We start from the raw sequence: 11,097 nt of genomic DNA on the forward strand, positions 1-11,097 counted from the left end.
CGAAAGTTGTATGCCCATGGGGCTACCTCCAGGTGTCGAGCAGTTCGTCGGTGGTGGTCACGGTCGCCAGCAGCGACAGCGTGTTGTCGATGACGGCGGCCGCATAGTCCGCCGGTACCCCGGCGACGGCGTCCCGGGGAACGACCACCCGGTAGCCCGCGTTGACGGCGTCCATGACGAGGTTGGTGATCGCGACGTTCACCGACACGCCCACGGCGACGATCGTGCGCACGTCGAGGTTGCGCAGGACCGCGTCCAGGTCGGTGCCGCCCATCGGCCCCAGCCCGTGCCACCGATGCAGTACCAGATCGGTTGGCTGGGCGTCGATCTCCGGTACCAGCTGGGTGCCGGGACTACCCGGGGTGATGTCCACACCGGAGGCCCCGAGGGCGAAGATCTTGGCGTTGTGGTTGGCTCCGCGCCCGTCGGCGCGGCGCTGAACCAGACAGTGCACGACGGACGCGCCCGCGGCGCGGGCCACCGGCAACAGCCGGGCGATGTTGGGCAGCGCCCCGCGACGCGCCTCGTCGGCGAGCGCGGCCAGTCCGGCGTCGGGCCCCACCACCGCGCCCTGACATTCCTGGGTGATCACCGCGGTATGCGCCGGTGCAACGAGCTCGGCGAGGGGGACCCTCATGCGGTGGTCGTACCCGCCGGCGGCACCTCGGCGGGAACCTCGTAGAACCGCTGCGCCCACTTGCGCATCGCCATGTACGGCTTTGCGTCGATCTTGGCCAGCGGCGGGTTCTCCACGTACTTCTGATAGCGCCAGATGTCGCAGTCCTCCCACACGGTCTTGAGGAACTGCCGCTGCACCCTCTCGATCACTTCGGGCGGCGGCACATCAGAGGTCTCCCCGATCAGCTTGGGCCACCAGATCGAATAGAACATGTCCGAGACCTCGTCGTCGACCGGCGTGCAGGCGAAGATCAGCCGGTGGTTCGACGAACCTTCGAACGCACTCATCGCGAACCCGAGGCCGGAAAAGTGGCTGTGGATCTTCAGCGCCATCGCGTTCGGGTCGTCGCTGCGCGCGTCGGGCCAGCCGGTCAGGAACCGCCACTCCTGGTCGACGTGTTCCCAGTGCAGGCAGACCGGTGTCACCGACGCGCCGTGCACATAGCGGAAGTGCGAGCTGTCGGGCCCGTTCTCGGCGACGATCTGCGGATGCACGGGAATGGCGTCCGCGCGGCTGGAGAACTCCGGATAAGGCCGGTAGTAGGCGTTCGCGTCGGTCTCGAACTGCGGGAACTTCCAGAAGATGTCCGGCAGTTCCCACTGCGGTTCCTTGCCCTGGGGCTGGTGCCACACGAAGATGCAGCCGTACTGCTCCTTGACCGGGAAGGACCGCAATCGCAGACCGCGGTTGGGGCGGTCCGGCTGGTAGGGGATGTAGGTGTTGTCTCCCTCCGGGCCCCAGCGCCAGCCGTGGAACGGACACTCGACGCAGTCCCCGACCACCTTGCCGCCGTGGCCGATGTGCGCGCCGAGGTGTTTGCAGTGCGCTTCCAGGACGTGCAGACGACCCGATTCGTCGCGGTATGCGGCCAGATCCTCGCCGAAATACTTGAGCGCCTTGACCTCGCCCACCTCGTACTCGGCCGACCAACCGATCATGAACCACCCGGTGACCTTCCAGGTGAAGGGGACTTTCATGACGACTCCTCTGCTGCGGCGGCCATCCGGCGCACGGCGGAAACGAATTGTGCGGATCCGCCACGGGTGCCTGTGGGCATCGATACTGTAACAGCGACAGTATGTCGAGCCCGGAGGAACCGTGACGATGGAACATGGCGCGGCCCGCTTCGACGTACTCGTGGTGGGGGCCGGCTTCTCCGGCCTTTACGCGCTGCACCACCTACGCGAGCTCGGCCTGCGGGTCCGGGTGCTCGAGCGCGCGCACGACGTGGGCGGTACGTGGTTGTTCAACCGCTATCCGGGGGCGCGCTGCGACATCGAGAGCATCGAGTACTCCTACAGCTTCTCCGAGGAGATCCAGCAGGAGTGGGTGTGGACCGAGACCATGCCGGCCCAGCCGGAGATCGAGGCGTATCTCAACTTCGTCGCCGACCGGCTCGATCTGCGCCGCAACATCGCGTTCGGCATGGACGTCGTGGCCATGACGTTCGACGAGGACGCCGGCGAGTGGTCGGTGCAGACGGGGACGGGGGAGACGTTCGCGGCTCCTTTCGTCGTCGCCGCCACCGGGATCCTGTCGGTGCCGCTGGAACCGTCGATACCCGGCATGGACACCTTCGGCGGCAGCTCGTTGTTCACCAGCCGCTGGCCCGAGCGCGGTGCCGATCTGACCGGTCTGCGGGTCGGGGTGATCGGCACGGGTTCCACCGGTGTTCAGCTGATCCCGGTTGTCGCGCGGGAAGCCATGCAGCTCAAAGTTTTTCAACGTTCCCCGGCCTACACGCTGCCCTGGGAGGTGCGCAAGTTCGAACCGGGCGAGCTCGACGAGCTCAAGGCCCGTTACCCGCAGATCCGCGCCGCCCAGCGCGAACATCCTGTCGGCGCGGCGCGGCTGAGCGCATTCTCGGTGCTGCTGGAGATGCTGACCAAGCCGGCGCTGAAGTCCGCCTCGGAGCAGGAGCGGCGGCGCGCGGTCGACGAGAACGGCATCATGGGTGCGCTGAACTGGGGTGACCTGTTCTTCGACATCGAGGCCAACCAGATGGCCGCCCGGCTGTACGGGCAGGCCGTGGCCCGCATCGTCACCGACCCCGACACCGCCAGGGCGCTGACACCGAGCCACCCGTTCGCGTGCAAACGGCCGATCATCGACCAGGGTTACTACGAGACCTTCAACCGCGACAACGTCACGCTGGTGGACCTGCGCGACGATCCGATCGTGTCGGTGCGTTGCGCCGGGCTGGAGACCGAGCGCGGCCTGCACGAACTCGACGTGCTGATCTATGCGACGGGATTCGACGCGATGACCGGCGCGTTGAGCCGGATCGACGTGCGCGGACGCGCCGGGGCGTCGCTGAGGCGATTCTGGGCCGAGGAGGGGCCGTTGAGCTACCTCGGTCTCGCGGTCGCCGGCTTCCCGAACCTGTTCACCATCCAGGGGCCCGGAAGCCCTTCCGCGGCAGCGAATTTCGTCGCAGCGCTGGAGCAGAACGTGGAATGGATCGGCGCCTGCCTGACCTATCTGCGCGGACACGGCTACCACACCATCGAGGCGCTGCCCGAGGCCCAGCAGCAGTGGATCGACGACGCCACGGCGCTGGTGGCGCCCACGGTGCTCGTCCACCCGTCGTGCAACTCGTGGTACAACGGCGGCAACGTGCCCGGCAAGAAGCGCATGTACATGGGCTACACCGCGGGCATCCCGGAGTACCGTCGCCGCTGCGACGAGGTCGCGCAGGCGGGTTACCGCGGATTCAAACTCGCGTGATGCCCGCGCTACCCGGCGCCGTAGGTGCTGACCAGTCGCCCTCGTACGTAAGCCAGTTCCTCGGCGACGTCGTACGGATAGGCCTGCATGATCCACTGATATGCGGTACCCAACACGGACGCGCCGAAATCGTTGACGGCTCTTGCGATATCTACGTCGGCCCGCACGGATCCGTCGGCGATCCCCTGACGCAGACCGGCCTGGACGGTGTTGGCTGCACGTTCGAGCCACATGCGGATGTACGGATGCGCCTGTGAGCTGGTCTTGGCGGCTTCGAAGGTCAGCACGAAGACTGCTCGGCACAGGTCCGGGTCCTCGGCGTGCAACAGCGCGATCCGGTCGACATGCGCCAGCGCCTGGGTCAGCCCGTCGGAACCGGGATCCGGCGCTGGGCTCAACTTCTTCTCGTACTCGGTGGCGAATAGGGTCTCCAGCAGCGCGTCCTTGCTGCCGTAGCGGGCGTGCACCATCGCCCTGCTATAGCCGGCGCGTAGTCCGATCTCCGCAGCTGTCGTTGTTTCCCAACCCTTTTCGCCGATCAATGCCACGGAGGCCTGTAGGAGTCTGCGAGCCGAGAGCTCAAGGCGCTGAGGTTGGGTCAACCCTGCGGCGGGAGAAGGCACCCTTGCATGTTAAACGCCGGACCCCTAACTTAGTTGCGCGGCGTCAAATAAGTGTGGGAGGTCAACGGTGACTTCGAGTGGCATGACCGACGCGCGGGAGACGGCGGCGGTGCCCCGCTCCATCGCCGAGATCACGCCACGGTGGCTGACCGAGGCGTTGCGTACCGATGCCGGACTGTCGGGTGAGAGCACGGTGACCGATGTCCGTGCCGAACGGATCGCCGAGGACTCGGGGTTCTCGTCTCTGCTCTACCGTCTGTACCTCACCGGCACCGGGGAGGTGCCCGCCAGCCTGATCGCCAAACTGCCCGCGGAGTCCGAGGCGCGTGGTGCGATGGAACTTCTCGACGGTTACCGGCGCGAACTCAGGTTCTACCGCGACGTGGCCGGGCGCGCGCCGATGGACACTCCGCGGGTCTACACCGCCCGGATTGCCCAGGATTCCGTCGATTTCGTGCTGCTGCTCGAAGATCTGCGGGACTGGGACAATGCCGACCATCTGGCGGGGCTGTCGGTCGACCGTGTGCGGTTGGCGGTCGCGACTCTGGCGGCGCTGCACGCGTGGTCGGCCGATCCAGTGAATGTCGTCGTGCTGCAGGACTTTCCGAGTCTGTCGACGCCGGTCGTCCGTGACCTGCTGGTGCCGGCGTTCGCGCCGGGGTGGCAGGTATACCGCGACAAGTCCGGCGCCGCCGTGCCCCGCCGGGTGGCGCGTTTCGCCGACCGGTTCGCCGAGTCGGCACCGCAGGCGCTGTCGGCGCTGACCGAGCACTCGATGCTGCTGCACGGCGACATCCGCGCCGACAACATGTTCTTCGACGGTGACCGTCTCAAGATCGTCGACTTCCAGTTCGCGTCGGTGGGCTGCGGCGCCGCGGACATCGGCTATCTGGTCAGTCAGGGTCTGCCGGTCGCGGCGCGCCGGGGACACGACGAGTCGCTGGTGCGGGAGTATCTCGGGGTGCTGCGGGACCGGGGCCTCACGTCCTACGGCTTCGACGACGCCTGGCGGCACTATCGATTCGCGGTGGCCTATGTGATGGTGCTCCCGGTCATCACCCTGATCGGCTGGGACACCCTGCCGGAGCGCTCCCGGGCACTGTGTCTGGAGCTGACTGCCCGCGCCGTCGCCGCGGTCGACGACATCGATGCCGTGGAGGTGTTCGCATGACGCGGTCGGCGCGTGAAGTGGTCGAGCAGTACAACTTCGTGGTCTGGAATCACCGCGACCTCGCGCTCGCCGAGGAGTTGATGGGCGACACGGTGGTCCGGCACGATGTCGGCGAGTCGACGACTCTGACCCACGAGCAGGCGGTGGCCCGCATCGTCGATCACTGGGACATGTTCGAGACCATCCGTTTCGACCTGAACCTGGTGGTCGCCGGCGACGACGGCGAGCATGTGGCGATCGTGTACCAGTCACCGATGACGCTCAAGGACGGCACCGAATACACGATCAGCAGTATGGAGATCTTCCGCGTCGTCGAGGGCAGGATCACCGAGGTCTGGAATTGCGGTTACAAGCAAGGAGTTTGGGCGTGACGTCGAAGCCTAGGAGCGGAGCGACATCGCAATGACACAGTCGGAGGCAAGCAGCGACGCGTCGTCGGGAAACGACACTGTATCGGAGGAGCTCGGTTTCTACCTGCTGGCCGGAGCCGGCGGCGAGGGCCCCGCCACGCTGATGGACGAGGCCCGCCGCGGTGAGGAGCTGGGCTTCGGAACGGGATTCATCTCCGAGCGCTGGAACGTCAAGGAAGCCTCGTCATTGACCGGCGCGGCGCTGGCCGTCACCAGCCGCATGCAGATCGCCACCGCGGCCACCAACCACAACACGCGTCACCCGCTGATCACAGGTTCGTGGGCCACCACCATGCACCGGCTCTCCGGCGGGCGGTTCACCCTCGGCATCGGCCGCGGTATCGGCGCCATCTACAACGCTTTCGGGATACCGACGGTGACCACCGCGCAGATGGAGGACTTCGCGCAGGTGATGCGCAAGCTCTGGCGCGGCGAGCTGATCTTCAACCACGACGGGCCGCTCGGGAAATACCCGGTGCTGTTCCTGGATCCGGACTTCCGCGAGGACATCCGGCTGGCCATCGTCGCGTTCGGCCCGCAGACCCTGGCGCTGGGCGGGCGGGAGTTCGACGACGTCATCCTGCACACCTACTTCGCGCCCGAGACGCTGCAGCGTGCGGTCAAGACCGTCAAGGACGCCGCCGAACGGGCCGGCCGTGACCCGGCGTCGGTGCGGGTGTGGTCGTGCTTCGCGACCGTCGGGGATCACCTGCCCGAGGAACTGCGGTTGAAGAAGACCGTGGCCCGGCTGGCCACCTACCTGCAGGGGTACGGCGACCTGCTGGTCAACACCAACGGCTGGGATCCGGCTGTGCTGCAACGATTCCGCGACGACAAGGTGGTGCAGTCCGTCGGCGGCGGCATCGACCACAAGGCCACCGCCGATCAGATCGAACACATCGCCACGCTGATCCCCGACGAGTGGCTGGAGGCCGCGGCCACCGGATCGCCGCAGCAGTGCGCGGCCAGGGTCCGCAAGGAATTCGACTACGGCGCCGACGCGGTGATCATGCACGGCGCCACGCCCGACGAACTCGAGCCGGTGATCGCCGCCTACCGGAGCTCGTGAGGTCGGGGTGTCCGTCCTGCCTCAGTGGTGATGAACACGCCGACATCCCTGGCGGCTAGGGGGTGATCGCCGTGCGCGTCACCGGTTGCGCCGCGGCCTGCCGACTGTAGAGCCCACGCTCGAGCGCGTCGAGCAGCACGTCGCGCGTCTCCTCGGGATGGATCAGGTCGTCGAAGCCGAGGTGCCCCGCCGACCGGAACGACGCGTCCACCTCGGCCTGGCGCAGTTTGGCCTCGATGTCCTCGGTGGCGTGCGACGCCCGGCTCAGGGCCGCTGCGCTCATCGCGCCCATCGTCGCGCCCGGGTACGCGAACGTCGCACTCTGATTGTCGAAGCCCGGCAGCGACATCACCATCGACCCGAAGCCGTACGCCTTGCGTAGAGTCACATGCAGTTTCAGTGTCGTCGCGGCCGTCTGCGCGGCGAACATGCGGGCCCCGCTGCGCAGCACCCCGGTCTTCTCCGACCGGCTGCCGGGCAGCATCCCCGGGTTGTCGGCCAGGAACACGATCGGTAGATGAAACGCGTCGGCGACCATGATGAAGTGCGCGGCCTTGTCGGCGGCGTCGGCGTCGATCGAGCCGGCCAGCACCTTGGGCTGGTTGGCCACCACCGCCACCGGGTGGCCCCCGAGGTGGGCCAGCGCGGTGATCATCGCCGGCCCGAACTTCGGCTGCACCTCGAACCAGGCGGTGTCGTCGAAGACGACGTCGAGCACCGCGCGCATGTCGTACACCTGGCGGTTGCCACGCGGCACGATCTCCAGCAGCTCCGGGGTGGCCCGGCGGGCGGTCGACTCGCTCGCCGGCCGCGGCGCCGGATACGACCATGCACTCGACGGGAAGTAGGACAGATAGCGCCGGATGTCGTCGAGCACCGCGGCATCGTCCTGGCCGAGGTTGTGGATCACCCCGCTGGCCAGCGCCACCGACGGACCGCCCAGGTCCTCCTTCGAGATCTCCTCGCCGGTGGACTCTTTCACCACCGGCGGGCCCGCGGTGAAGATCGCGCCCTGGTTGGTCATGATCGTCCAGTCACACACCGGCGCGACCAGCGCGCCGTGCCCGGCCGACGGTCCGAACAGCCCGCTGACCGTCGGCACCCTGCCAGAGCACTGTGCCTGTGCCAGCAGGTCGGTGGGGGTGCGCCCGTAATGCTCGCCGCTGGGCCGGAACCCTGCGCCCTCCAGCAGCATCACCATCGGAACGCGATCTCGCAGCGCCAGTTCGGCCAGACGGTACCGCTTCGCGTTGCCACCGGGTCCGATGCTGCCGGCCAACGTGGTGAAGTCCTCCGCACCGACCAGCACCGGTCTGCCGTCGATCAGACCGGAGCCGGTGACGATGCCGTCGGCGGCGATGTCACCGCCGACCAGGGTGCCGAACTCGCGGAAGGAGCCCTTGTCCAGCAGATGGTCGAGGCGCCCGCGCGCGTCGAGCTTGCCCTTGCCGTGGTGCCTGGCGAGGCGCTCGTCGCCGACCATGGCCCTGGACACCTCACGCCGGCGCGTGAGCTCGTCGAGGGTGTCCTTCCAATCCTCGGCACTGGCCATGCGCATACTCCTGTCCTCGGCCGGCACGCGACTTCCGGCGTTGACCTTACTGAATTGCTTACTGTAGCTTCATTCAGCATGGGTGCTGGAGGCGGCCTGAAGGTGGACGCTGCCGTCGTCAGTCAACTGTCCCAGGTTCCCGCCGCGGCGAGAACGCTGGAACGGCGGGGCTACGACGGTTGCTGGACGGCCGAGATCAATCATGATCCGTTCCTGCCGCTGACGTTGGCCGCCGAACACACGCACAGCATCGAGCTGGGCACCAGCATCGCGGTGGCGTTCGCGCGCAACCCCATGACGGTGGCCCAGATCGGTTGGGATCTGCAGGACTACTCGCAGGGGCGGTTCATCCTCGGCCTGGGGTCGCAGATCAAGCCGCACATCGAGAAGCGGTTCAGCATGCCGTGGAGCAGGCCCGTCGCGCGGATGCAGGAGTTCGTGCTCGCCCTGCGCGCGATCTGGGCGTGCTGGCGTGATGGCTCCCGGCTGGCCTTCGACGGCGAGTTCTACACCCACAAGCTGATGACGCCGATGTTCGTCCCGCCCGGCCAGCCGCACGGCGATCCGTTGGTCTTCGTCGCCGCCGTGGGGGACCGGATGACCGAGATGTGCGGCGAGGTCGCCGACGGTCTACTCGCGCACGCGTTCTCGACGCAGCGCTACCTCCGGGAGGTCACGGTACCGACGTTGGCGCGGGGGATCGAACGGGCCGGCCGTAAGCGCGCGGACATCGAGGTGGCCAGCCCGTTGTTCGTCGTCACCGGCCACGACGAACAGCAGCTGGCCACGGCCGCAGTGGCGACCCGCAAGCAGATCGCGTTCTACGCCTCCACCCCGGCCTACCGAAACGTGTTGGAGCTGCACGGCTGGGGCGATCTGCAGACCGAGATGCATCGGCTCTCGCGGCTGGGTGACTGGGACACGATGGGGTCGCTCGTCGACGACGCCATCCTCGACGAATTCGCCGTCGTCGCGTTGGTCGATGATGTGGTGGACAAGATCCGGGCACGGTGTGACGGCCTGATCGACCGTGTGCTGGTGGGCTTTCCGCCGTCCATCGACGAGGCGACGGTGGTCGACCTGGTCACCGATTTGCGCGCCTGCGAATGATGAAGGAGATGTGATGAGAGTTCGTATCGCCGACGAGGCGGCCAAGGTGTTCGCCGATCCCAGCGCCTACGCCGACGAAGCGCGGTTGCACGCGGCGATGACCCGCCTGCGCGCCAGCGCGCCGGTGTCGTGGGTGGAAGTTCCGGGCTACAACCCGTTCTGGGCCATCACCAAGCACGCCGACATCATGGCCATCGAGCGCGACAACATCGTCTTCACGAACTCGCCCCGGCCCGTGCTGACGACCGCCGAAGGCGATGCCCAGCACGCATCCATGGGCATCAGCACCCTGATTCATCTCGACGATCCGCAGCATCGCAAGGTCAGGGCGATCGGCGCAGACTGGTTCCGGCCGAAAGCCGTGCGCGCGCTGAAGGTTCGCGTGGACGAGCTCGCGAGGACCTTCGTCGACCAGATGTACGAGCGCGGCGGCGAATGCGATTTCGTGCAGGAGGTCGCGGTGAACTTCCCGCTGTATGTGATCATGTCCCTGCTGGGCATCCCGGAGTCGGATTTCGGCCGGATGCTGACCTACACGCAGGAACTGTTCGGCAACGACGACGCCGAACTTCAGCGTGGGGCCTCGATGGAGGAACGCGGGCTGGCGCTGTTCGACATGTTCAACTATTTCAACGAGATCACCGCGGCGCGTCGGGCTCACCCCACCGAGGATCTGGCCTCGGCGATCGCCAACGCCCGTATCGACGGTGAACCGCTGTCCGACATCGACACGGTCTCCTACTACCTGATCGTCGCCACCGCCGGCCACGACACCACCAGCGCGACGATCTCGGGCGGGTTGCAGGCGCTGATCGAGAACCCCGATCAGTTGCGGCGGCTGCAGCAGAACCCCGACCTGATGCCGCTGGCGACCGAAGAGATGATCCGGTGGGTGACCCCGGTCAAGGAATTCATGCGGACCGCCCAGCGGGATGCCGAGGTCCGCGGCGTGAAAATCGCGGCGGGGGAGTCGGTTCTGCTGTCATACCCGTCCGGGAACCGGGACGAGGATGTGTTCGCCGATCCGTTCACCTTCGACGTCGGCCGTGACCCCAACAAGCATGTCGCGTTCGGCTACGGCGTGCACTTCTGCCTGGGTGCTGCGCTGGCCCGCATGGAGATCAACAGCTTCTTCACCGAGCTGCTGCCGCGGCTGAAGTCGGTCGAGCTGGCCGGCAAGCCCGAGCACATCGCGACGATCTTCGTCGGAGGACTCAAGCACCTGCCGATCCGGTACTCGCTGACGCGCTGATGTTCAACGACCCGCCGAAATCGCATTCCACGCGGCTATCGCGCGACTTTTCGCGCATGGAATGCGATTTCGGCGAAAGCTAGTCGCTGCCGGAATTCCCCCGGGCGGCTGCCCTGAGGGCATCGAAATGCCCTGCGCCGCCGCCTCGTTCACCCTCCTTATGGTGCGAGAGGGCTTGGATGGAGACGTCGTGTCCTTCGGCGGCTTTGCGTAGGGCCCCGACGGTGGCTTGCTCGCGCGAGATGTGGCTGAACGGGTCCCAGTGATACCAGCGCATCGCGTTCTGGTAGGTCATCTTGTTGACCTCGTCGTCGGGCACGTTGTTGGCCTTGAGGACCTCGTCGAGTTGCTCGGGCGCCCCGGGCCACATCGAATCGCTGTGCGGGTAGTCGGCCTCCCAGCAGATGTTGTCCACCCCGATCTGATGGCGGGTGGTGACACCGACGGGGTCGGCGATGAAGCAGGTCAGGAAATGCTCGCGGAACACCTCGCTGGGCAGCTTGC

General features: G+C 67.0%; 11 protein-coding genes. 6 read left to right on the top strand and 5 right to left on the bottom strand.

The window, feature by feature from the left end:
* Positions 1–22 precede the first annotated feature (22 nt).
* Both ACTWP6_RS22260 and ACTWP6_RS22265 read right to left on the bottom strand, forming a co-directional pair.
* A complete protein-coding gene (locus tag ACTWP6_RS22260; protein ID WP_260751275.1) occupies positions 23–637 on the bottom strand; it encodes a cysteine hydrolase in 615 nt (204 codons plus the stop codon).
* Positions 634–1,656, bottom strand: a complete 1,023-nt coding sequence (locus tag ACTWP6_RS22265) for an aromatic ring-hydroxylating oxygenase subunit alpha (protein ID WP_260751276.1) — start codon at positions 1,654–1,656, stop codon at positions 634–636. Before ACTWP6_RS22265 ends, ACTWP6_RS22260 begins: the two co-directional genes overlap by 4 nt.
* A 127-nt stretch (positions 1,657–1,783) precedes the next feature.
* Between ACTWP6_RS22265 and ACTWP6_RS22270 the strand changes: the two genes are divergently transcribed.
* Positions 1,784–3,406, top strand: coding sequence for a flavin-containing monooxygenase (locus tag ACTWP6_RS22270; RefSeq protein WP_443188795.1), 1,623 nt, complete (start codon positions 1,784–1,786; stop codon positions 3,404–3,406).
* Positions 3,407–3,414: 8 nt separating this feature from the next.
* Here ACTWP6_RS22270 and ACTWP6_RS22275 read toward each other — a convergent pair whose 3' ends face one another.
* On the bottom strand, positions 3,415–4,029 hold the full coding sequence (locus tag ACTWP6_RS22275) for a TetR/AcrR family transcriptional regulator (protein ID WP_443188784.1): 615 nt from the start codon (positions 4,027–4,029) through the stop codon (positions 3,415–3,417).
* A gap of 82 nt (positions 4,030–4,111) precedes the next feature.
* Between ACTWP6_RS22275 and ACTWP6_RS22280 the strand changes: the two genes are divergently transcribed.
* From ACTWP6_RS22280 to ACTWP6_RS22290, 3 genes are read left to right on the top strand one after another with little or no spacing between them, the layout of a single operon-like run.
* Positions 4,112–5,200 (top strand): phosphotransferase, encoded by a 1,089-nt coding sequence (locus ACTWP6_RS22280; RefSeq protein WP_443188785.1) that lies wholly within the window; start codon positions 4,112–4,114, stop codon positions 5,198–5,200.
* Positions 5,197–5,571, top strand: coding sequence for a nuclear transport factor 2 family protein (locus ACTWP6_RS22285; RefSeq protein ID WP_443188786.1), 375 nt, complete (start codon positions 5,197–5,199; stop codon positions 5,569–5,571). The genes ACTWP6_RS22280 and ACTWP6_RS22285 overlap by 4 nt, the downstream gene beginning before the upstream one ends.
* A 31-nt stretch (positions 5,572–5,602) precedes the next feature.
* On the top strand, positions 5,603–6,679 hold the full coding sequence (locus ACTWP6_RS22290) for a TIGR03857 family LLM class F420-dependent oxidoreductase (protein ID WP_443188787.1): 1,077 nt from the start codon (positions 5,603–5,605) through the stop codon (positions 6,677–6,679).
* Positions 6,680–6,734: 55 nt separating this feature from the next.
* On the opposite strand, the gene ACTWP6_RS22295 is transcribed toward ACTWP6_RS22290, so the two are convergent.
* Positions 6,735–8,231, bottom strand: coding sequence for an acyl-CoA carboxylase subunit beta (locus ACTWP6_RS22295; RefSeq protein WP_443188788.1), 1,497 nt, complete (start codon positions 8,229–8,231; stop codon positions 6,735–6,737).
* Between the two features lie 78 nt (positions 8,232–8,309).
* Here ACTWP6_RS22295 and ACTWP6_RS22300 point away from each other — a divergent pair, with 78 nt between their 5' ends.
* Both ACTWP6_RS22300 and ACTWP6_RS22305 read left to right on the top strand, forming a co-directional pair.
* Positions 8,310–9,341, top strand: coding sequence for an LLM class F420-dependent oxidoreductase (locus tag ACTWP6_RS22300; RefSeq protein ID WP_443188789.1), 1,032 nt, complete (start codon positions 8,310–8,312; stop codon positions 9,339–9,341).
* Positions 9,342–9,354: 13 nt separating this feature from the next.
* Positions 9,355–10,593 carry a cytochrome P450 gene (locus tag ACTWP6_RS22305; protein WP_443188790.1) on the top strand — a complete coding sequence of 413 codons (1,239 nt, stop codon included), beginning with the start codon at positions 9,355–9,357 and terminating at the stop codon, positions 10,591–10,593.
* 79 nt (positions 10,594–10,672) lie between these two features.
* Here the strand turns inward: ACTWP6_RS22305 and ACTWP6_RS22310 are convergent.
* A partial coding sequence (locus ACTWP6_RS22310; protein WP_443188791.1) for an amidohydrolase family protein occupies positions 10,673–11,097 on the bottom strand: 425 nt, incomplete at its 5' end.

The organism is Mycobacterium sp. 4D054 (genome assembly GCF_052245755.1).
Taxonomy (GTDB): domain Bacteria; phylum Actinomycetota; class Actinomycetes; order Mycobacteriales; family Mycobacteriaceae; genus Mycobacterium.